At 74.1% G+C, this 20,878-nt stretch carries 23 protein-coding genes; 2 read left to right on the top strand and 21 right to left on the bottom strand.

The genetic code is table 11. The features are described 5' to 3' along the window. Window positions 1-27: 27 nt before the first annotated feature. Window positions 28-456: a Fur family transcriptional regulator gene (locus ACIOHG_RS28690; RefSeq protein ID WP_400954700.1), complete on the top strand. Its 429-nt coding sequence runs from the start codon at window positions 28-30 to the stop codon at window positions 454-456. A 146-nt stretch (window positions 457-602) separates the two neighbouring features. On the opposite strand, the gene ACIOHG_RS28685 is transcribed toward ACIOHG_RS28690, so the two are convergent. The 4 genes from ACIOHG_RS28685 to leuA all read right to left on the bottom strand — a co-directional run bounded on the left by ACIOHG_RS28685 (window position 603) and on the right by leuA (window position 5,242). Beyond that, window positions 603-1,451, bottom strand: coding sequence for an isoprenyl transferase (locus tag ACIOHG_RS28685; RefSeq protein WP_400954698.1), 849 nt, complete (start codon window positions 1,449-1,451; stop codon window positions 603-605). A 2-nt stretch (window positions 1,452-1,453) separates the two neighbouring features. Continuing rightward, window positions 1,454-2,200, bottom strand: a complete 747-nt coding sequence (recO, locus tag ACIOHG_RS28680) for a DNA repair protein RecO (RefSeq protein ID WP_400954696.1) — start codon at window positions 2,198-2,200, stop codon at window positions 1,454-1,456. Between the two features lie 235 nt (window positions 2,201-2,435). Continuing rightward, window positions 2,436-3,101: a TerB family tellurite resistance protein gene (locus tag ACIOHG_RS28675; protein WP_400954694.1), complete on the bottom strand. Its 666-nt coding sequence runs from the start codon at window positions 3,099-3,101 to the stop codon at window positions 2,436-2,438. Window positions 3,102-3,457: 356 nt separating this feature from the next. Next, entirely contained in the window at window positions 3,458-5,242 is a 1,785-nt protein-coding gene (leuA, locus tag ACIOHG_RS28670; protein WP_400954692.1) for a 2-isopropylmalate synthase, read from the bottom strand. A 330-nt stretch (window positions 5,243-5,572) separates the two neighbouring features. Here leuA and ACIOHG_RS28665 point away from each other — a divergent pair, with 330 nt between their 5' ends. Further along, a complete protein-coding gene (locus tag ACIOHG_RS28665; protein WP_400954691.1) occupies window positions 5,573-5,839 on the top strand; it encodes a protealysin inhibitor emfourin in 267 nt (88 codons plus the stop codon). A gap of 33 nt (window positions 5,840-5,872) precedes the next feature. Here ACIOHG_RS28665 and ACIOHG_RS28660 read toward each other — a convergent pair whose 3' ends face one another. The 17 genes from ACIOHG_RS28660 to ACIOHG_RS28580 all read right to left on the bottom strand — a co-directional run bounded on the left by ACIOHG_RS28660 (window position 5,873) and on the right by ACIOHG_RS28580 (window position 20,671). Next, window positions 5,873-6,535 carry an alpha/beta fold hydrolase gene (locus tag ACIOHG_RS28660; protein ID WP_400954739.1) on the bottom strand — a complete coding sequence of 221 codons (663 nt, stop codon included), beginning with the start codon at window positions 6,533-6,535 and terminating at the stop codon, window positions 5,873-5,875. A gap of 82 nt (window positions 6,536-6,617) precedes the next feature. Beyond that, window positions 6,618-7,550 carry a GTPase Era gene (gene era, locus ACIOHG_RS28655; RefSeq protein ID WP_400954690.1) on the bottom strand — a complete coding sequence of 311 codons (933 nt, stop codon included), beginning with the start codon at window positions 7,548-7,550 and terminating at the stop codon, window positions 6,618-6,620. A gap of 47 nt (window positions 7,551-7,597) precedes the next feature. Next, window positions 7,598-7,756, bottom strand: coding sequence for a hypothetical protein (locus ACIOHG_RS28650; protein ID WP_400954689.1), 159 nt, complete (start codon window positions 7,754-7,756; stop codon window positions 7,598-7,600). 132 nt (window positions 7,757-7,888) lie between these two features. Next, window positions 7,889-8,242, bottom strand: coding sequence for a cytidine deaminase (locus tag ACIOHG_RS28645; protein WP_400954688.1), 354 nt, complete (start codon window positions 8,240-8,242; stop codon window positions 7,889-7,891). 121 nt (window positions 8,243-8,363) lie between these two features. Then, entirely contained in the window at window positions 8,364-8,903 is a 540-nt protein-coding gene (locus ACIOHG_RS28640) for a DUF4383 domain-containing protein (RefSeq protein WP_400954686.1), read from the bottom strand. Next, window positions 8,903-9,142, bottom strand: a complete 240-nt coding sequence (locus ACIOHG_RS28635) for a hypothetical protein (protein ID WP_400954685.1) — start codon at window positions 9,140-9,142, stop codon at window positions 8,903-8,905. The genes ACIOHG_RS28640 and ACIOHG_RS28635 overlap by 1 nt, the downstream gene beginning before the upstream one ends. A 125-nt stretch (window positions 9,143-9,267) precedes the next feature. Then, window positions 9,268-10,599 carry a hemolysin family protein gene (locus ACIOHG_RS28630; RefSeq protein WP_400954683.1) on the bottom strand — a complete coding sequence of 444 codons (1,332 nt, stop codon included), beginning with the start codon at window positions 10,597-10,599 and terminating at the stop codon, window positions 9,268-9,270. A 13-nt stretch (window positions 10,600-10,612) separates the two neighbouring features. After that, the gene (gene ybeY / locus ACIOHG_RS28625) at window positions 10,613-11,107 is read right to left on the bottom strand and encodes an rRNA maturation RNase YbeY (protein ID WP_100836093.1); all 495 of its coding nucleotides are present in this window, start codon (window positions 11,105-11,107) and stop codon (window positions 10,613-10,615) included. A gap of 14 nt (window positions 11,108-11,121) precedes the next feature. Next, a complete protein-coding gene (locus ACIOHG_RS28620) occupies window positions 11,122-12,225 on the bottom strand; it encodes a PhoH family protein (protein ID WP_400954682.1) in 1,104 nt (367 codons plus the stop codon). A gap of 207 nt (window positions 12,226-12,432) precedes the next feature. Continuing rightward, window positions 12,433-13,350 carry a ribonuclease Z gene (locus ACIOHG_RS28615; RefSeq protein WP_400954681.1) on the bottom strand — a complete coding sequence of 306 codons (918 nt, stop codon included), beginning with the start codon at window positions 13,348-13,350 and terminating at the stop codon, window positions 12,433-12,435. Between the two features lie 3 nt (window positions 13,351-13,353). After that, window positions 13,354-13,707, bottom strand: coding sequence for a histidine triad nucleotide-binding protein (locus ACIOHG_RS28610; protein ID WP_400954680.1), 354 nt, complete (start codon window positions 13,705-13,707; stop codon window positions 13,354-13,356). 55 nt (window positions 13,708-13,762) lie between these two features. Beyond that, complete coding sequence (locus ACIOHG_RS28605; RefSeq protein WP_400954679.1) at window positions 13,763-14,170, bottom strand: hypothetical protein; 408 nt, start codon at window positions 14,168-14,170, stop codon at window positions 13,763-13,765. After that, window positions 14,167-14,574, bottom strand: coding sequence for a hypothetical protein (locus ACIOHG_RS28600; protein WP_400954678.1), 408 nt, complete (start codon window positions 14,572-14,574; stop codon window positions 14,167-14,169). Before ACIOHG_RS28600 ends, ACIOHG_RS28605 begins: the two co-directional genes overlap by 4 nt. Further along, entirely contained in the window at window positions 14,571-16,124 is a 1,554-nt protein-coding gene (locus ACIOHG_RS28595) for a peptidoglycan-binding protein (protein ID WP_400954677.1), read from the bottom strand. Before ACIOHG_RS28595 ends, ACIOHG_RS28600 begins: the two co-directional genes overlap by 4 nt. Window positions 16,125-16,171: 47 nt before the next feature. Further along, the gene (locus tag ACIOHG_RS28590; protein WP_400954675.1) at window positions 16,172-16,480 is read right to left on the bottom strand and encodes a type VII secretion target; all 309 of its coding nucleotides are present in this window, start codon (window positions 16,478-16,480) and stop codon (window positions 16,172-16,174) included. 169 nt (window positions 16,481-16,649) lie between these two features. Continuing rightward, window positions 16,650-19,850 (bottom strand): PDZ domain-containing protein, encoded by a 3,201-nt coding sequence (locus ACIOHG_RS28585; protein ID WP_400954674.1) that lies wholly within the window; start codon window positions 19,848-19,850, stop codon window positions 16,650-16,652. 77 nt (window positions 19,851-19,927) lie between these two features. Then, window positions 19,928-20,671, bottom strand: a complete 744-nt coding sequence (locus tag ACIOHG_RS28580) for a 16S rRNA (uracil(1498)-N(3))-methyltransferase (RefSeq protein ID WP_400954672.1) — start codon at window positions 20,669-20,671, stop codon at window positions 19,928-19,930. Between the last annotated feature and the right edge of the window lie 207 nt (window positions 20,672-20,878).

Below are 20,878 nucleotides of genomic sequence, written 5' to 3'. Positions count from 1 at the left end.
ACCACCCGATCAGCAGGAGGACCCACGGTGACCACCGCAGGCCCGTCGCCGCGCGCACGATCGACCCGGCAGCGCACCGCCGTCTCGGCGGTGCTGGACGAGATCGAGGACTTCCGCAGCGCGCAGGAACTGCACGACATGCTCAAGCACCGGGGCGACTCGGTCGGCCTGACCACCGTCTACCGGACGCTGCAATCGCTCGCCGAGGCCGGTGAGGTGGACGTGCTGCGCACCGCCGAGGGCGAGGCGGTGTACCGCCGGTGCAGCAGCGGGCACCACCACCACCTGGTGTGCCGGCACTGCGGGGCGACGGTCGAGGTCGAGGGTCCGGCGGTCGAGCGCTGGGCCAACGCGGTCGCCGCCGAGCACGGGTTCAGCGACATCGCGCACACCCTGGAGATCTTCGGCACCTGCGGCGACTGCGCCGCGAAGCTCTCCGCCCAGCAGAGCCAGTAGCCGCGCAGCAGCCCGGCCGGCAGCCCCGCAGCAGCCCGGCCAGTGGCCCAACCGGCAGCCCCCGAACGACGAGGGCCCGGATCGGACGGTTCCGATCCGGGCCCTCGGCCGTGGCGCGCGCCCGGCAGCGGGCCCGGCGCGAACGCTCAGCGCCGAATCGGTACGTCCGCGGCGTCCTCGGCGTCCGCGGCGTCGACCGCGTTCGGGATCGCCCCGCCGAAGCGGCGGTCGCGGCGCGCGTACTGCTCGACGGCGCGCCACAGGTCGCGGCGGTCGAAGTCGGGCCAGAGCACGTCCTGGAACACCAGCTCGGCGTACGCGGACTGCCAGGCCAGGAAGTTGGAGGTGCGCTGCTCGCCGCTGGGGCGCAGGAACAGGTCGACGTCCGGCATGTCGGGGTAGTAGAGGTACTTGGCGAACAGCTTCTCGTTGACCTTCTCCGGGTTGAGCTTCCCGGCGGCGACGTCGCGGGCGATGGCCAGCGCGGCGTCGGCGATCTCGGCCCGGCCGCCGTAGTTGAGGCAGAAGTAGAGCGTCATGGCGTCGTTGTCCTTGGTCTGCTCCTGGGCGACCTGGAGCTCCTGCACGACGCTCTTCCACATCCGCGGCATCCGGCCGGCCCAGCGGATCCGGATGCCCATGGCGTCCATCTCGTCCCGGCGCCGGCGGATCACGTCCCGGTTGAAGTTCATCAGGAACTTCACCTCGTCCGGGGAGCGCTTCCAGTTCTCGGTGGAGAAGGCGTACAGCGAGAGGTTCTTGACGCCGACCTCCAGGCAGCCGCGCAGCACGTCGAGGACGACGGCCTCGCCGACCTTGTGGCCCTCGGTGCGGGGCAGGCCGCGCTCCTTGGCCCAGCGGCCGTTGCCGTCCATGACGCAGGCGACGTGGTTCGGGACCAGCTCGGCCGGGATCTTCGGCGGCCGGGCGCCGCTCGGGTGCGGGGCCGGGGCCTCGTACGTCCGCTTGCTGCCGAACAGCCGTCGCGCGACCATGCTCACTTCTCCACGTATCTCATCGAGCGGATGCCCCGCTCCAGGTGCCACTGCAGGTAGGCGGCCACCAGCCCGCTGCCCTCGCGCCAGTACCGCGGCTCGCAGCCGTCGGCCGTCCGCCAGTCTCCGGAGAGCAGCGCGCCGAGCAGTACCAGTGTCTCAGGGGAGGGTACGGCACTTCCGGGCACCCGGCAGTCGCCGCACAGCACGCCGCCGGCCTGCAGCGAGAAGAAGCGGTTGGGGCCGGGCAGTCCGCAGCGGGCGCAGTCGGTGAAGCTGGCGCCGTAGCCGTTGACGGCGAGCGAGCGGAGCAGGAAGGCGTCCAGCACCAGGTGCGCCTGGTGGGTGCCGGCGGCGAGGGTGCGCAGGCCGCCGACCAGCAGCAGGTACTGCTGGACGGCGGGCTGGCCCTCGTTCTCGGCGAAGCGTTCGGCGGTCTCCAGCATCGCGGTGCCGGCGGTGTAGCGGGTGTAGTCGTCGACGATCCGGGCGCCGTAGGGGGCGATGGTCTCCACCTGGGTGCACAGCGGCAGGGTGCGGCCGACCAGGTCGCTGCCGCGGCTGAAGAACTGGATGTCGACGTGCGAGAAGGGTTCGAGGCGGGCCCCGAACTTCGACTTGGTCCGGCGCACGCCGCGGGCCACCGCGCGCACCTTGCCGTGCTGGCGGGTGAGGAAGGTGATGATCCGGTCGGCCTCGCCGAGCTTCTGGGTGCGCAGCACGATGCCGTCGTCGCGGAAGAGACTCATGGTGGTGCCATTCTCCCGCACCCCTGTGACAGCCCGGCCGGCCCCGGTCGGCCCCGGTCGGCTCCCACAGACCCAGGCCGACCCCGGCCGGAGGCGCGCAGCCGTGAACCCGCACCGGGGTTGTGGGGGCTTTCACCCGTGCGGTGCGGGTCACAGCAGGGCCCGGGAGGGGGGAGTTCGGGCCCGGCCAGTGGGAGGGGAAGGAGAGGGGAGAGCGGGAGAACGGAAGAGCGGGTCAGTGCGGGGCGCGGGTGGCGGCCTCCAGCAGCCGGTCGACCTGCGCGGTGGTGAGCCGCAGGCAGCGGCCGACCACGCCGAGCGCGGCCCGCTCCTGCGGGAGGTAGCGGCCGTCGGCGAGGGCGACCAGCGCACCGAGGGTGAGCAGGCGCTCGCGGCCCTGGACGGCGAGGTGCGGGGCGAGCGGTTCGAGCGCGGCGTGCAGTTCGACGGCCAGGCCGCCGCCCTCGACGTCGACGTCCAGCGGCTCGCCGCCGCCGTGTCCGGAGAGCGCGGCGAGCGCGGCCAGCACCTGGGCCTCGCCGCAGTCGTCGAACCCGGCTTCCTTGATCACGGCGCAGGCGGTCTCGCGTCCGGCGCGGCTGCCGGTGCCGCCGGCGGCGAGCGCGGCCAGGGCGACGGTGTACTGGGCGTCGCGCAGCATCGCGCCGAGCCGGAGCGAGGTCAACTGGTCGAGGGCGTCGGTGCCGTGGCGCCCCCGGCAGGAGGTGCACTGGACGCTGCGGACGACGCCGCCGAGCGGCAGGACCGGGGTGCCGAGGAACCGCAGCCACCGCCGGCCGTGCTGCCGGCGGTAGTTGCGGTCCCCGCCGCAGCCCGGGCAGAAGAATTCACCGAGGACATCCGTCCGCCACCGAGGGCGAACACCCCACAACCCTGTCACGGCGCCACTCCCCAGACATGGCAGGCGGCCTGCACATCAATGGGCAGGTCACGCGACCGGAAGCCGGGGTCGTCCCACCGACCGCGGTTCCGGTCCGTCGATGTTGCCACGGTTACCGGCCCGTGTCAGCACCCTGAACGGGTGCCGGACGGAAAATTTGTGACCGGGGACACACTCCCCGCCGCCCGGCCCCGAACGCCCGAACGGCCACCGCACGCGGTCCCGGGCAGGCCACCGCACGCGGCCCGGAGCGGAGCTGACGCACCGTCAATCACCGCCCCCGGCAAGGGTGGTGCCGAAACGCCTGGAGGGGGTCCGCCCGCGGGCGGACCCCCTCCACGGCGGGGCGGAGCCGATCAGCCGCGCTGCGCGGCCCGGTTGACGGCACTGACCAGGGCCTTCAGCGAGGCCAGCACGGTGTTGGCGTCGATGCCCACGCCCCACAGCACCTTGTCGCCGACGGCGCACTCGACGTACGCGGCGGCCTGCGCGTCGCCGCCCTCGCTGAGCGCGTGCTCGGCGTAGTCCAGGACCCGGACGTCGACGCCGATCGAGGCCAGCGCGCTGACGAAGGCGGAGACCGGGCCGTTGCCGGTGCCGGTCAGCGTGACGGGGGTGCCGTCGACGACCGCCTCGGTGGTCAGCGCGTCGCGGCCGTCCTCGGTGGTCAGGCTGCGCGAGCCGCTCAGCGAGATCCGGCCCCACGGGTTGTCCGGGGTCGGCAGGTACTCGTCCTGGAAGACCGCCCAGATGTCGCCGGGGGTGACCTCGCCGCCCTCGGCGTCGGTCTTGGCCTGGATGATCTTCGAGAACTCGATCTGCATCCGGCGCGGCAGGTCCAGCTTGTGGTCGTTCTTCAGCACGTAGGCGATGCCGCCCTTGCCGGACTGCGAGTTGACCCGGATCACGGCCTCGTAGCTGCGGCCGACGTCCTTGGGGTCGATCGGCAGGTAGGGCACGCCCCAGGTGTACTCGCCGACCGGGACGCCCGCGGCGGCCGCGTCGGCCTCCAGCGCGTCGAAGCCCTTCTTGATGGCGTCCTGGTGGGAGCCGGAGAAGGAGGTGAAGACCAGGTCGCCCGCGTAGGGGTGGCGCTCGGCGACCGGCATCTGGTTGCAGTACTCGGCGGTGCGGCGGATCTCGTCGATGTCGGAGAAGTCGATCATCGGGTCGACGCCCTGCGAGAACAGGTTCATCCCGACGTTGACCAGGTCCAGGTTGCCGGTGCGCTCGCCCTGGCCGAACAGGCAGCCCTCGACCCGGTCGGCGCCGGCCATCACGGCCAGCTCGGCGGAGGCCACGCCCGTGCCGCGGTCGTTGTGCGGGTGGGTGGACAGGCAGACGAACTCGCGGCGGGACAGGTTCCGCGACATCCACTCGATCTTGTCGGCGTAGACGTTCGGGGTGGAGCGCTCGACGGTGGTCGGCAGGTTCAGGATGATCTCGCGGCCCTCGCCGGGCTGCCAGACGTCCATCACCGCCTCGCAGACCTCCAGCGCGAAGTCCAGCTCGGTGTCGATGAAGATCTCCGGCGAGTACTCGTAGCCGAAGACGGTGTCGTCGCCCAGGATCTTCTCGGCGTACTCCATCACCAGGCGGGTGCCGTCCACCGCGATGGCCTTGATCTCGTCCCGGCTCGCCTTGAACACCACCCGGCGGAACAGCGGCGAGGTGGCGTTGTACAGGTGCACGGTGGCGCGCGGCGCGCCCATCAGCGACTCGACGGTGCGCTCGATCAGGTCCTCGCGGGCCTGGGTCAGCACCGAGATGGTGACGTCCTCGGGGATCGCGCCCTCGTCGATCAGCGAGCGGACGAAGTGGAAGTCGGTGGCGCCGGAGGAGGGGAAGCCGACCTCGATCTCCTTGTAGCCCAGCTTCACCAGCAGGTCGAACATCTTGCGCTTGCGGGCCGGCGACATCGGGTCGATCAGCGCCTGGTTGCCGTCCCGCAGGTCGGTGGAGAGCCAGCGCGGGGCCCGGGTGATGACCTTGTTCGGCCAGGTGCGGTCCGGCAGGTCGACGGTGCCGAAGGGTACGTACCGCTGGAACGGCATCCCCGAGGGCTTCTGCTGCACGGTGGCGGCGGTGATCGGGGTGGGGCGGTCGACGAACGCGCGGGCGACGGAGGACTGTTCGGTCATGGTGGGGCTCTCGGCTTCCGTTGTCGAAGGCGGTCTGCGGTCGGGGAGCAACAGGACACCCGACTCGGCCGACTGAATGCGCCGCGAAAGATCACACTGGGCGCAACACGACTCCCCGCGGCGAGGGGGCCGGCCTTCTCTGGACTACAGGCCCTCGCCGCGGCAGCTAAGAAGGAGCAGCCGGATACGCATGATGTCGCCCACTGTAACAAGAGCGACGGGGCGGACGCAGTGCGGCCCGCCACGATCCCACCCAGTGAGACGGCCCGGGCACGGGGAGTTGGTGAAAAGCCGCGACGGACCGGCTCGCCGCGTAGCACACTGGCAGCCATGCGTATCCAGGTCACCCGCACCGGCGGGTTCGCCGGCCTGCTCCGGTATGCCGAGATGGACACCTCGGAGCGCCCGGACGCCCCGCACGTGCACGCGCTGGCCCGGGAGGCGATGGCGGGCGGGCTGCGCGCGCCCGCCTACGGCGTCCCGGACGGCTTCCACTACGAGATCACGGTGGACGGCCGGACGGTGCACTGCGCCGACCCGAAGCTCACCGACTCGCAGCGCGAACTGGTCGGCCTGGTGCTCCGCGAAGGAGCCTGACGCACCGTCAACTCAAAGACGGCCCGAGGGAATTCAGATCCAGCCGTCCAGCGAGGCCAGGAAGCCGGCCGGGTCGTCCCGGTGGATGCAGTGCCCGGCGCCCGGCACGGTGCGCACCGCGTAGCCGCGGCGGCGCAGTTCGGCGGCCTCCTCGGGCCTCACCAGCTGGCTCGGGTCGGCGAGCTGGACCAGCGAGGGGACGGCGGGGGCGGCCGGCAGCCCGGAGTGCCCGGGGTGGGCCCACAGGCCGGTCGCGGTGTCGCCGTCCCAGGCGGCGAGGGCGGCGAGTTCGGCGTCCACGTCCGCCGCGGACCACTCGGGGCGCATCGCGGCGACGAACGTGCGGGTGGCGAGCCGCTGGAAGGCCAGGAAGGGCTCCGGTCCGGCCCCGGGGCGGTCGAAGACGAAGGCGGGGTCGCTGTAGACCGCGCGGGCGGGGGCCAGCCGGTCGACGGCCAGCCGCAGGGCCAGCCCGCCGAGCGAGTGGCCGATCGCCAGGTCCGCACCGGCGGGCAGGGTGTCGGCCAGGTCGGCGGCGAACTGCTCGGGCCCGTACCGCTCGGCGGGGCCGGCCCCGGTGCCGCGCGGGGAGGCACCGTGGCCGCGCAGGTCCACGGCCAGCACCCGGTAGCCGCGCTCGGCGAGCGCGGGGCCGATCACCCGCCAGGTCCGGTGGTCGGACTGCAGTCCGTGCACCAGCAGGGCGGTGCGCCCGCCCCCGCCCCAGGTGTGGGTGTGCAGTTCCACGGCCCCGCCCCTCCCCCGCCCCGACGGGGCGTCAGAAGCCGAGCTTACGCAGCTGCTTGGGGTCGCGCTGCCAGTCCTTGGCCACCTTGACGTGCAGGTCGAGGTAGACGGGCGTGCCGAGGAGCGCCTCGATCTGCTTGCGGGCGGTGGTGCCGACGTGCTTGAGCCGGGCGCCCTTGGCGCCGATCACGATGGCCTTCTGGCTCTGCCGCTCGATGTACACGTTGGCGTGGATGTCCAGCAGCGGACGGTCGGCGGGCCGGTCCTCGCGCGGGATCATCTCCTCGACCACCACGGCCAGCGAGTGCGGCAGCTCGTCCCGGACGCCCTCCAGCGCGGCCTCCCGGATCAGCTCGGCGACCATGATCTGCTCGGGCTCGTCGGTGAGGTCGCCGTCCGGGTAGAGCGGCATGCCCTCGGGCAGCAGCCTGGTCAGCAGGTCGGCGACCAGGGTGACCTGGCTGTCCCCGACCGCGGAGACCGGGATGATCTCGGCCCACTCGATGCCGAGCTCGGCGCCGAGCTGCTGGACGGCGATCAGCTGCTCGGCGAGCCGCTTGGAGTCCACCAGGTCGGTCTTGGTGACCAGCGCCACCTTGGGGACGGACTTCTTGATCCCGGCGAGCTCCTTGGCGATGAACTTGTCGCCGGGGCCGAGCTTCTGGTCGGCGGGCAGGCAGAAGCCGATCACGTCGACCTCGGCCCAGGTGCTGCGGACCAGGTCGTTGAGCCGCTCGCCGAGCAGCGTGCGGGGCTTGTGCAGGCCGGGCGTGTCCACCAGCACCAGCTGGGCGTCGGGCCGGTGCACGATGCCGCGCACGGTGTGGCGGGTGGTCTGCGGGCGGTCGGAGGTGATCGCGACCTTCGTCCCGACCAGCGCGTTGGTCAGGGTCGACTTGCCCGCGTTGGGACGGCCGACGAAGCACGCGAACCCGGAGCGGTACGGGGAGGAAGGGGCATTCATGGCACCCATTGTCGCCGATCGGCGGGGCCGCCCCCGCCACGGGGCGTTCAGCCGGTCTTCTTCCCGCCGCCCGTGATCGCGCCGACCAGGATCAGCGCCAGCAGGACCAGGGTGCCGGCCAGCCACCAGGGGGAGCCGGTCTCGTGCCAGCGGCCGAAGCCCATCACGCAGAGCAGCAGTCCGCAGAAGAACGCCGCGACGCCCATGTCCCCTCCCCCGCCGGGAGGGCCCTCCCGGTCGGTGCGATTATCGCACCGACCGGCCGCGGGACGGGGCCCGAACAACAGGCCCCCGGCCCCACCACTGCCTCCGGTCCCGCCCCGCCGCGGCGCCCGGCCTCACTCCGCCGCGGCCACCAGCGTCACCACGCCGTCGGGCCCCGCCAGCAGCACCGGCGTCCCGGCGCCGCCCAGGTCCCGGACCGCCGCCAGGTCGGCCGGGTCCGGCGCCTGCGCCGCCGACACCACCGCGGCTGCCTCCAGGCCCTTCGCCCCGCTGGCCACCGCCATCGCCACCGCCGTCCGCAGCGCGCTCAGCCGCAGCGACGCCAGCTCCACGGTGCCCGCCACGTAGGTGCGGCCGGTCTCGTCGCGCACCGCGGCCCCCTCGGCCACGCCGTTGCGGGCGCGGGCCGAGCGGGCCAGTGTGACGATCTTCTTGTCCTCGGGGTCCAGCTCGGGAATCTCGGTCATGGCCCGAGCATAGGCGGGCGCGCCGCCGAGGACTCCCGCCGGTTCAGTCCTTGAGCAGCGCGCGGCCCGGCGGATCTGACGGTCCGTCGGGCCTCGGTGCCCCCACTCTACGGCGCCCCGGTCAGTGCCCGGTCGGATTCGGCGGACCGGGCCGGAGCACCTTCACCAGCGCGGGCGGGCCGCTGGGGTGGTCGGCCGCCTTCGCGTGCCGCTGCCTCCAGTACGGGTTGTCGTGCGGCAGGTGGCCGCTGACCCGGCCGTACATGCCGAAGGTCAGGATCACGAAGCCGAACACGAAGCTGAAGATCACGTTGGAGATGTGGAAGGCGAGTCGGTTCGCGCCGGAGTCCAGCACCGCCAGGCCGACGAAACCGGCCAGCACGAACAGCAGGCCCAGCACCATGTTGATGGTCGAGGCGGTGTTGCCGCCGAGCACCGCGCCCAGGACCAGGACCGCGCCGGCCACCAGCGACAGCACGCTGAGCGCGCCGTTGCTGGACAGGCCCAGCACCTCCTTGCCCTCGGTGTCCAGGAAGCCCGGGTGGGCGCCGGTCAGCCCGAGGACGCCGAACACCACCAGGAACAGGCCGCCCAGGCCCGCGCCGTACCGGTACACCGTGCCCAGCCGGTGGTCGACCGGGAGCTCGTCGTGCAGTCTCATCAGGTCCTCCCCGCGTGGTCGGAGCGGAGGAACGGCACCTCGTGCAGGTACAGCGACCCGCACTGCTGGCAGCAGTGCAGCCCGGTGCCCCAGGCCTCCTCCGGCCTGCTCTCGGCGTCCGAGCCGATCTCGGCGCCGCACATGCCGTGCGAAGGGTCGGTGCCACGCACCACGTGCCACCTGGCCACCCCGCCGGCCGGCCCGTCGGGGCCGTATTCCGCGCGCAGTAGATGTGCCATGTCTTCCACCGTGCGCGCCCGACCGGCGGCACCGCAAACGGGCCCCCGGCCGAACCGTCCGAACCGGCACACCGGTTGGGACGGCCCGGCCAAGGGCCCGTCGGGTCCGCGGGGTCGCCCCCGGCTCAGGGGGCGGCGTGCTCCTCGGCCGGCTCCTCGGCCTCCTCGTCGACCCGGACCGGCGCGGCCACCACGGTGCCGATCCGGTTGCGGCGGCCCGCCGAGCTCTCCGCGGTCAGCCGGATCGCGGCCAGGCCGCTGCCCTCCGGCACCGGCACCTCGCAGGAGGAGCCCGGGATCGGCACCCGGCCGAGGCACTTGGCCAGCAGCCCGCCCACGGTCTCCACGTCCTCGTCGTCCAGCTCGATCCCGAACAGCTCGCCGAGGTCCTCCACGGTCAGCCGGGCGGTGATCCGGTAGGTGCCGTCGCCGAGGTCCTCGACCGGCGCGATCTCCCGGTCGTACTCGTCGGTGATCTCGCCGACGATCTCCTCCAGGATGTCCTCGATGGTGACCAGTCCGGCGGTGCCGCCGTACTCGTCGATCACGATCGCCACGTGCGAGCGCATCTGCTGCATCTCGCGCAGCAGGTCCGCGGCCGGCTTGGAGTCCGGCACGAACACCGCCGGGCGCATCACCGAGTCCACCTGCTCGGACTCCGACTCCCGGTTGACGTGGGTGCGCCGGACCAGGTCCTTCAGGTAGACGATGCCGACCACGTCGTCCTCGTTGTCGCCGACCACCGGGATCCGGGAGAACCCGGAGCGCAGCGCCAGCGTCAGGGTCTGCCGGACGGTCTTGTGCCGCTCGATCATCACCAGGTCGGTGCGCGGCACCATCACCTCGCGGACGATGGTGTCGCCCAGCTCGAAGACCGAGTGCACCATCCGGCGCTCCTCGTCCTCGATCAGGTCGTCCTGCTCGGCCAGGTCGACCAGCGCCCGCAGCTCCGCCTCGGAGGCGAACGGCCCCTCCCGGTAGCCCTTGCCGGGCGTCAGCGCGTTGCCCAGCAGGATCAGCAGCTTCGGGATCGGCCCGAGGATCCGGGCCAGCGGCAGCAGCACGTAGGACGCCGCGGTGACGGTGCTCAGCGGGTGCTGGCGGCCGATCGTGCGCGGGGAGACCCCGACCGCGACGAAGGACACCAGCACCATCACGCCGAACGCCACCAGCACGGCCTGCCAGGTCTGCTGGAAGCCGCGCACGCACACCACGGTGACCAGCACCGCGGCCGCCATCTCGCAGGCCACCCGGATCAGCGTCGCCAGGTTCAGGTAGCGGATGCTGTCGGAGGCCAGGGTCAGCAGCCGGTCGGAGCCGCGCCGGCCCGACCGGACCGCCTCCTCCGCGCGGAACCGGGACATCCGGGAGATGCCCGCCTCGGCGCACGCGGCCAGCCAGCCGAGCACCACCAGCAGGAGCGCCCCGATCAGGAAGCTCGTACTCTCACCACTCACAGCGGGCCGGCCCTCAGTGGACGGTCGGCGCGGGCGACAGGCCGGACAGGCCGCGGCCGGCCCGCCAGTCGTCCAGGATGCGCTTCTGCAGCGCGAACATCTCGCGCTCCTCGTCGGGTTCCTCGTGGTCGTAGCCGAGCACGTGCAGCACCCCGTGGACGGTGAGCAGCTGCAGCTCCTCGTCCATCGAGTGCTTGGTCGGGGCGGCCAGTCCCTGTTCCTTCGCCACCTCGGGGCAGAGCACGATGTCGCCGAGCAGGCCCTCCGGCAGGTCCTCGCCCTCCTTGCCGGGACGCAGCTCGTCCATCGGGAAGGACATCACGTCGGTCGGACCGGGCAGGTCCATCCACTGGACGTGCAGCTCCGCCATCGACTCGCTGTCGTAGAGGATCACGGAGAGCTCGGACTGCGGGTGAATCCGCATCTGGTCGAGGGCGTAGCGGGCGACGTCGAGGATGGACTCCTCGTCGACGTCCCACCCGGACTCGTTGGCGATGTCGATCGACATGGCGGGCTGGTTACTCAGCTTTCGGTGCGATGGGACTGCCGGGGCGCCCGGGCGCCCCGCCGTTGGACGGGTTTGCGGTCGCCGGACTCCTCGGCCTCCTGCCGGGCGTCCCAGCGCTCGTAGGCGTCGACGATCCGGCCGACCAGCTTGTGCCGGACCACGTCGGTGCTGGTCAGCACCGAGAAGTGGATGTCGGGGACGTCGGCCAGGATCTCCTGGACCACCTTGAGACCGGACCGGGTGCCGTTCGGCAGGTCGATCTGGCTGGTGTCGCCGGTGACCACCACCCGGGAGTTGAAGCCGAGGCGGGTCAGGAACATCTTCATCTGCTCGGGCGAGGTGTTCTGCGCCTCGTCCAGGATGATGAAGGCGTCGTTCAGGGTGCGGCCGCGCATGTACGCCAGCGGGGCGACCTCGATGGTGCCCGCCGCCATCAGCCGCGGGATCGAGTCCGGGTCCATCATGTCGTGCAGCGCGTCGTACAGCGGGCGCAGGTACGGGTCGATCTTCTCGAACAGGGTGCCGGGCAGGAAGCCCAGCCGCTCCCCGGCCTCGACGGCCGGCCGGGTCAGGATGATCCGGTTGACCTCCTTGGCCTGCAGCGCCTGCACGGCCTTGGCCATCGCCAGGTAGGTCTTGCCGGTGCCGGCCGGGCCGAGGCCGAACACGATGGTGTGCTTGTCGATCGCGTCGACGTACCGCTGCTGGTTCAGCGTCTTGGGGCGGATCGTGCGGCCCCGGTTGGACAGGATGTTCGCCGTGAACACCTCGGACGGGGCCGGGTGGGCCGGGTCCTCGGCGGCGTTCCTGAGCATGCTGATGGAACGCTCCACGGCGTCCTCCGTCAGGGGTTGGCCGGTGCGCAGCACCAGCATCATCTCGGTGAAGAGCTGCTTGACGAGCGCGACCTCGGCCGGAGAGCCGGTGGCCGTCACCTCGTTTCCGCGGACGTGGATGTCGGCGCCCGGGAAGCCGTCCTCGATCACTCGCAGGAGCGAGTCGGCCGCACCCAGCAGGGTGACCATCGGGTGCTTCTCCGGAATGACGATCCGGGTGCTGGCGGACGCCTCGTCCGGGCGCCGCCGTCCGTCGGTGCGGGTCTGCGGTGTGTCAGTCATGGGTCGGCGCTGCGGCCTGCCTCATCCCCATCCGTCGTGTCGTGTGGCTCGGGCTCTCCGGGTCACCAGCGTACGCCGCGCGGGTGTCCGCCGGAGCGGCGCGGCGGCTTCGATGGTGGGCCCCGGCGGCCCGATGCGCGAACGGTTTTCCGCACGTCCGTGCGCCCGCCGCCGCCCGCCGACCCGCCCGGCGGCCCACCGGGCGGGTCACCGGCGCGCCGGGACGGGGACCCTGGCCAGGTCCTCGGCGACCACGACCTCGCCGTCGAAGTACTTCTCCGCCTCCGCCCGGTGGCCCGCCAGGTCCGGGTAGCGCTGCGAGAAGTGGGTCAGCACCAGCCGCCGGACGCCCGCCTCGGCGGCCACCCGGGCGGCCTGGCCGGCGGTCAGGTGGCCGTGCTCCTCGGCGAGCTGCGCGTCCGCCTCCAGGAAGGTCGCCTCGATCACCAACAGGTCGGCACCGTCGGCGAGTTCGAGCACGCCCGGGCAGAGCCGGGTGTCCATCACGAACGCGAAGCGCTGCCCCGGCCGGGTCTCCCCGACCTCGGCGAGGGTCACCGTCCGCCCGTCCACCTCGATCCGGCCCTCGCGCTGCAGCCGCCCCACCGCCGGTCCGCGCACCCCGAGTTCGCGCAGCCGCTCCGGGCGCAGCCGGAAGCCGTCCGGCTCGGTCAGCCGGTAGCCGAACGACTCCACCGGGTGCGACAGCCGGGCCGCCGCCAGCGCGAACGGCGCGCCCGGCGCCGGCAGCGGGCCGTCCCCGGCGATCGGCCGCTCCCGGATCTCGGCGCTCCCGTGGTACGCGGAGGCGTGCCGCAGCCGGTCGAAGAACACCTGCCCGGACGCCGGGTAGTAGGCGTCCACCGGGTGCGGGACCCGGTCCAGGTTGATCCGCTGCACCACGCCCGGCAGGCCCAGGCAGTGGTCCCCGTGGAAGTGCGACACCGCGATCCGGGTGATCCCGGTGGCGCTCACCCCCGCGTGCAGCATCTGCCGCTGCGTGCCCTCCCCGGGGTCGAACAGCAGCCCCTCGCCGTCCCAGCGCAACAGGTACCCGTTGTGGTTCCGGTGCCGGGTCGGCACCTGACTGGCCGTGCCCAGGACGACGAGTTCACGCTGCGACAACGGTCAGACCAGCCCCTCGGTGAGCGGCTCGCCGCCCAGCACGTGCACGTGCGCGTGGAACACCGTCTGCCCGGCGTCCGCCCCGGTGTTGAAGATCAGCCGGTACGCCGCCAGGCCCTCGCCGCGCGCCGCCTCCCCCGCCTCGACCAGCAGCTCCGCCGCGATCTCCGGCTCGGCGGCGGCCAGTTCGGCCGCGTTCGGGTAGTGCACCCGCGGGATCACCAGCAGGTGGGTGGGGGCCTGCGGGTTGATGTCCCGGAAGGTCAGCGTGCGCTCGGACTTCCGGACCACCGTCGCCGGGATCTCCCCCGCCACGATCCTGCAGAACACACAGTCCGCCTGTGCCTCGCCGGCCATCTTCCGTGCTCCCTCCGCCCGAACGCCCGTCACTGGTGGCACGACCCTACAGGGATCAGCGCACCGTGATCCGGTAGGTGTCGCGTTCGCCGTAGCTGTCCCTGATGTCGCCGTCGCACCAGGCGCAGTTGACGACCGTCAGCTCGGTGGTGCCGCGGCCCCTGGACTTGAACACCAGGTACAGCTCGCCGCCGTCGCCCAGGTACTCCGGGTCGCCGGGGATCGGGTCCGCCCCCACGTAGGCCAGCACGCCCGGGTCCGCCAGCGGCTGCACCGGCCGGTGGTCCATCCCCGGCACCACGCCCAGCCGCCAGTACAGCGAGAACAGTTCACCCGGCCGGACCTCGATCTCCGTCACGCTCTTCGGGAACACCCGCCCGTGCGCCAGCCGTCCCTTCTGGTGGACCGGTGCGGTCAGCAGCGGCAGCAGCACCAGGACCAGCAGGATCCGTCGCTTCTTCATCCGCGGCGCGCCGCCCGCCGGACGCCGAGCACCAGCGCGACGGCGTCGAGCCAGTCCGCCACCAGTTCCCCGGCGTCGAGGTCCCCGGGGTCGAGCACCGAGCGGGCCGTCTCCAGCCACTCCCGGGCCAGTGCGGCCGCGTCCGGCCCGGCCAGCGGCTCCGGCAGTTCGGCGGCCGCCCGGAGGCCCGCCGCGCGGACCACCTCGGCCAGGTAGGCGACGGCGTGCGGCACCGTTCCGCACGCCTCGGCCCGGAGCGCGGCGGCCACCGCGCCCTCGCCGAACAGGCCGCGACGGTGCGGGCCGGGCCGGGGCAGACCGAAGCGCAGCAGGACGGCGACGTCCAGGGCCGCGAGCTCGGCGTCGGTCCGGTACGTGTCGGGGGCGGTCATCACGGTGCTCACTTCGGGAGGCGGACGCTGACGGCGGTGTTCATCCGGGGCGGCCCGGTCAGGGCGGAGTCCATCCGGTCGTGGACGAAGTCGTCCTCGCCGACCCAGGTGGTGTAGCCCCACGGGTTGTAGACCTGGAGCTTGTCGCCGCTGTGTCCGATGATCATGAGTTGGTGGCCCTGGCCCTCGCCCCGGATGCTCACCGGGACGGGTTTGCCCTCGTCCACGGCCTTCTCCACCTCGACCAGGACGTCCCGCCGGGCGTTCCCGTCGTCGAGGGCGACGTTGCGGTAGTCGGCCCCGGTCGGGGTGCCGACCTCCTGGTTCATCACGTCGACCGACTCGCTGTTGGTCATGCCGCCGGGGTCGATCAGCGGCAGGTGGTTGTACCACTCGCGCCCGCCGTCGTAGACCCGGTTCTGCTCGGCCCGCAGTCGGTCGGCGAACGCCTTCGGATTGTCGTACTTCTGGTCGTCGGGGTGGCCGCCGGTGGTGAGCCCCAGGGCGTAGACCGGATCGGCGGCGACCCGGGCCATCACGGTCGAGGACGCCACGCAGGTGTCGGGGCCTTGGTCCCATTTGACGCCCAGGTAGCTGACCGTCTGCCGGTGTTCCACCCCGGTCCGCGGGTCGGCGGAGTCCAGCCGCAGCGGCCGCAGGTGGTAGTCCAGCCAGGCCGGGGTGCGGCCGTGGATCTGCCCGTCGAAGGCGGCGAGTTCGTCCGCGGTGTGCCCGGCCGCCAGGGCCTTCGTCAGGTAGGCGCGCTCGGTGGGGGAGGCCGCCGCGGCGAGCAGGGCGGTGGTCCGGTCCCGGTCGGCGGGGTCCATCCGGTCCAGGAAGCGGCCGGCCCGTTCGGCGTCGTCGGCACTGAGGATGCGGTTGCGGTCGCCGAGCGCGGCGGGGTCGGTGAGGACCAGCCGGTCGGCGGCGCTCAGGCCACCGCCGGTCATCCGGGCGGCCTCGGCCCGGGCGGCCAGCTGGTTGAGCTCGGTGGCGGCCCGGTGGCCGGCCTCCTCGGCGCGGACGGCGGCGTTCAGCATCAGGCCGATGGCGTACCTGGCCTCGGCCTGGGCCTCGTGCATCTTGTCGTCGTCCCATTCGAGCGGGTCCGGCACGCCGCCCCAGCCGGTGATCTCGTGCAGCAGGTCGGCTGCGTGCCGCAGCGGGCCGCCGGCCCGGGCGTGGGTGGCCTGGGCCTCGGCCAGGGTGTCGCAGAGGTCGGCGAGCACCCGGGCGGCCCGGGTGTGCGCCTCGACGGTCCGGGTCAGGTCGTGGGCGGCGGCGGTGACGGCCTCGGCGGCCGCCTCGCCGACCCGGCCGGTCCAGGAGGCCGGGAGGCCGCCCCGGGCGACGCCCGCCACCTCGGCCTGGACCCGGTCGACCTGGCCGGCCGCCCAGCCGAAGTCCTCGGCGAGCGAGCCGATCGCGCCGGGGACGCCCCACGGCCCGGGCTGCCGGATCGCCGCGTCGACGGCGTCCCGCAGGTCACCGGCGCCCCACATCCCGTGCGCGCTGTCGATGGTGCGGCCGAGCGCCTCGACCCGTTCGCGCTGTGTTGACATGCTGCTGACTCCCCTTCAGCCGGCTCCGACCGTCCCCCGGGCGCGGTTCACCCCGGCCGGCCGCCGACCGCGGCGGCCACCGCCGCGTCGGTGTCCCGGTAGTTGGCGGCGCTCTGCCGGACCTTCCCGGCGAGTTCGCGCAACGCCTCGATGTCGAGCCGGCGCTCGTCCTGCCAGCGGGCGAAGAACCCGGCGGCCGCCTCCGGGACGCCGTAGTCGCCGAAGTAGTCCCGGTCGAAGTGCGGCGCCTCCCGGAACCGGCCGGCCACCGCCTCCAGGTCCTCCCCGGCCCGGTCGAGCCGCTTCGCGCACTCCTCCAGCGCCTCGTGGTCCACGTCGAAGTCCGGTGCTGCCAACGTCGCCCCCTCGCCGCTCGGTCACTGCGGGCACCCTAGCGGTGACGGGACGCAGTCAACAGGGAGTCCGGAGAACCGGCCCTCTTGACAGGGGCCGGTTCTCCGGCGGCGAACGGTTCCTGACGCCGGGTGAGCCGGGCGGCGGCGGACCCGGCGACCCGGCGCCGGGTCAGTCGAGCGGCGGCGGGGTCTTGGCGGGGGTGCGCTCCAGCGACTCCAGGGCGAGCCGGACGGCGGTCTCCAGCTGCGGGTCGCGGCCGGCCGCCCAGTCCTGCGGCGGGATCGGCACCTCGACGTCCGGGTCGACGCCGTGGTTCTCCACGCCCCAGCCGTAACCCTCCAGCCAGAAGGCGTACTTGGGCTGGGTGACGGCGGTGCCGTCGACCAGCGCGTACTTGCTGTCGATGCCGATGACGCCGCCCCAGGTGCGGGTGCCGACGACCGGGCCGATGCCGAGGGCCCGGATCGCGGCGTTGACGATGTCGCCGTCGGAGCCGGAGGCCTCGTTGGCGAGCGCGACCACGGGGCCGCGCGGGGCGTCGCCGGGGTAGGGCTCGGGGTTGGCCAGGTCGCGGCCGCGGTCCCAGCCGACGATCCGGCGCGACAGCTTCTCGATGATCAGCTGCGAGGTGTGGCCGCCGCGGTTCTCCCGCAGGTCGACCACCAGGCCCTCGCGCGCCATCTCCACCCGCAGGTCGCGGTGGAGCTGCGCCCAGCCGGCGCTCTGCATGTCGGGGACGTGCAGGTAGCCGAGCCGGCCGCCGGACAGCTCGCGGACGGCGGCCCGCCGCCCGGCCACCCAGTCGTGGTAGCGCAGCGCCTCCTCGTCGTCGAGCGGGACGACCACGGGGTGGCGCTCGCCGCCGTCCCGGCCGCCGACGGTGAGTTCGACCGGCTGGTCGGCGGTGCCGGCCAGCAGCGGGGCGGGGCCGGTGACGGGGTCGACGGGGCGGCCGTCGACGGCGAGGATCGCGTCGCCGGGGCGGATCGCCACGCCTGGCGCGGCCAGCGGGGAGCGGGCCCGCGGGTCGGAGGACTCGCCGGGCAGCACCCGGGCCACCCGCCACACCTCGCCGTCCCGGACCAGGTCGGCGCCGAGCAGGCCCTGCCGGCGGGCGGCCTCGGTGCCGCGCCCGGGCGGGATGACGTAGGCGTGCGAGGTGCCGAGCTCGCCGACCGTCTCCCAGAGCAGGTCGACCAGGTCGGAGTGGCTGCCGAGCCGGTCGACCAGCGGCCGGTAGCGCGCCAGCACGCCCGCCCAGTCGACGCCGCCGAGGTCGGCGCGCCAGAAGTTGTCGCGCATCAGGCGGCCGTTCTCGTCGAACATCTGCCGCCACTCGGCGGCCGGGTCGACGGTGACCCGGACCCGGTCCAGGTCGACGTCGGTGACCTCGTCCTCGCCGGCCCGCTGCTCGGACGGCACGATCCGCAGGGTGCCGCCGTCCAGCACGGCCAGCCGGGTGCCGTCGCCGGAGACGTGGAACGTGTCGACGCCGGAGAGCAGTTCCTCCGCCCGGCGCTTCTTCAGGTCGTAGCGCTCCAGCCCGGTGCGGGCCGGCTCGTCGTCCAACGAGGCGGCGGTGTCGCCGAGTTCGCCGGAGAACGGGAGCCTGGTCCACAGCACGGCGTCCTTGGCGGCGTGCAGCTCGCCGAACCGGCCGGCCTCGACCGGGAACGGCACGATCCGGTCGGCCAGGCCCTCCAGGTCGACCCGGGTGGTGGGCGCGGACTCGCCCTTGTCGCCGTCCTTGGCCTCGTCCTCCTCGCCGCCGGCCGGCCGCCCGGCCCGCTGCGGGCCGAACGGCGACGGGGTGTCGGCGGCCAGCGTCAGCAGGAACGGGCGGGTGCCGCCGGGGAAGGACAGGTCGAAGGCGTGCTGGTCGTAGACCGGGTCGAAGGTGCGCACCGACAGGAAGGCCAGGTGCTTGCCGTCGGCGGTGAAGGCCGGCGAGTAGTCGTGGAAGCGCTGCGGGGTGGCGTCGCCGACGGTCCGTGAGGTCAGGTCGGCGAGCTTGATCTGGCGCAGCGACCAGGGGCCGAACACCGGGTGCGACCAGGCCAGCCAGGCCGAGTCGGGGCTGAACACCAGCCCGGAGACCTCGCCGTCGCCGCTGTGCGCCAGCTCGTTGACCGCGCCGTCACCGAGCGCCACCAGCAGCACCCGGCCGTCGTGCGAGGCCACCGCGAGCTGCCGGCCGTCCGGCGAGACCACCAGCTCGCGGACCCGGCCGAGCTGCCCGGCCGCCAGGCGGCGGCGCTCGGCGCCGAGCACCGCGGGGGCGTACTCGATCGCGTCGTCGCCGGCCGCGTCGGTGACCCAGACCGCGCCCTGCGCGCCGTCCTCGCCGGGCACCACCCGGACCGTCCGGCCGCGCGCCCCGGGCGTCTCGTCCAACACCCGGGCCGGGCCCTCGCGGTGGGTGACCCAGTGCACGGTGCCGCGCACCACCACGGCGGCGGCCCGGCCGGTGCGGTCGGGGGCGGCGGTCTCGACCTGCCCGGCGGCGGGCGTCGGGTGGGGCCGGCGGCCGGTGCGCGGGCCGGCCGGGCCGACGTCGAGGCGGCGCGGCGCGGCACCGTCCAGGTCGTCCAGCAGCCACAGCTCGCCGGCGCTCTGCCAGATCACCCGGGTGCCGTCGGTGGACGCCTGCCGGGCGTAGAAGGCGGTGTCGGCGGGGCCGTGCGCCCGCAGGTCGGAGCCGTCGGGGAGGCTGGACCAGAGCCGGCCGACGCCCTCGTGGTCGGACAGGAAGGCGACCCGGTCGCCGACCCACATCGGGCACTCCAACTGCCCGTCCAGCTCGGCGTGCAGGCGCTCGAACCCGGCCGCGCCGATCCACAGCTTCCCGGCCCGGCCGCCGCGGTAGCGCTTCCAGTGCGCGGCGTCCCGGTTCGCCGTCCCGAGCAGCACCCGGCCGCCGACGGCGCCCTCCGGGACGGGCTCGAAGGCCAGTGACCCGATCGGGCCGTACGGCAGCCGGACCGGCTCCCCGCCGTCCAGCGGCACGGCGAACGCCCAGGTCCGGCGGGTGGTGGCCTGGCCGGCGGCGCTGACCGCGACCGGCCGCCCGTCGGCGGTCCAGCCCGCCAGCGCCGTGTACGGGCTGCCCCAGTACGTCAGCCGCCGGGCCGGGCCGCCCTCGACCGGGGCGACGTGCACCTCGGGCGCGCCGTCCCGGGTCGAGGTCCAGGCCAGCGTCCGCCCGTCCGGCGAGAAGCGCAGCGACCCGACCGGCGCCCGGTCGGCCGTCAGCCGCCAGGCCCGGCCGCCCGCCAGGGGTGCCAGCCAGACGTCGTCCTCGGCGGCGAACGCCACGAGATCGCCGTGCAGATGGGGGTGGCGCAGATAGCCGCGCGTCGAGTCCGTCATCCTGCCACCCTAGGCGGCGCGACCGCCGCGCGGCCGGGGATTCCGGGTGGACGGGACGCGCGCCGGGGCGCCGGTGGTCAGCCCCAGCGGCCGGTGCGGCCGAGCAGCAGCGCGGTCGCGGCGACGCCCGCCGTGGAGGTGCGCAGCACCGAGCTGCCGAGCCGGTGCGGGGCGGCCCCGGCCTCGGCGAAGGCGGCGATCTCCTCCGGGGAGACGCCGCCCTCGGGGCCGACCACCAGTACGATGCCGCCCGCGGCGGGCAGGTCGGCACCGGCCAGCGGCCGGGCGCCCTCCTCGTGCAGCACGGCGGCGAACTCGGCGGCGGCCAGCAGCGGCAGCAGTTGACGGGTCGTCACCGGGTCGTGGACCTCGGGGAAGCGCAGCCGCCGGGACTGCTTGCCGGCCTCCCGCGCGGTGGACCGCCACTTGGCGAGCGCCTTGGCGCCGCGCTCGCCCTTCCACTGGGTGATGCAGCGGGAGGCAGCCCAGGGCACGATCGCGTCGACGCCGGCCTCGGTCATCGTCTCGACCGCGAGCTCGCCCCGGTCGCCCTTGGGCAGCGCCTGCACCACGGTGATCCGCGGCACCGGCTCCGGCTCCTCCCGGACGGCGGCGACCAGCACGTCCAGCGCGTCCTTGCCGTGCACGGCGGCGACGGTGCCGTCCGCGCCGCGGCCCCGGCCGTCGGTGAGGGTGACGGCCTCGCCGGGCTCCAGGCGCTTGACGGCGGCGGCGTGCCGCCCCTCGGGGCCGTCGAGGCGGACGGTGGCGCCGGGGGCGGCGCCCGCCAGGTCCTCGACGACGAACACCGGTGCGGTCATCGGTACGGCAACCCTCTCGACGGGGGCGCGGCGGGGCTCCGGCGGGCGGCCGCCGGGCCCGCCGCGGCGGGGAACGGAAACGGGAACGGGCCGGGGGGGGGGGGGGGGGGGGGCCCCCCCCCCCCCCCCCCCCCCCCCCCCCCCCCCCCCCCCCCATGGTGGGCCGGAACGACGCCGAGGGACCCGCCGAGGGCGCGCGCCGCCCAA

The sequence above is a fragment of the Kitasatospora sp. NPDC088134 genome, assembly GCF_044741705.1.
Lineage (GTDB): Bacteria > Actinomycetota > Actinomycetes > Streptomycetales > Streptomycetaceae > Kitasatospora.
Note: the sequence above shows the minus strand (reverse complement) of the source record. Positions and strands in the feature narration are given on the sequence as shown.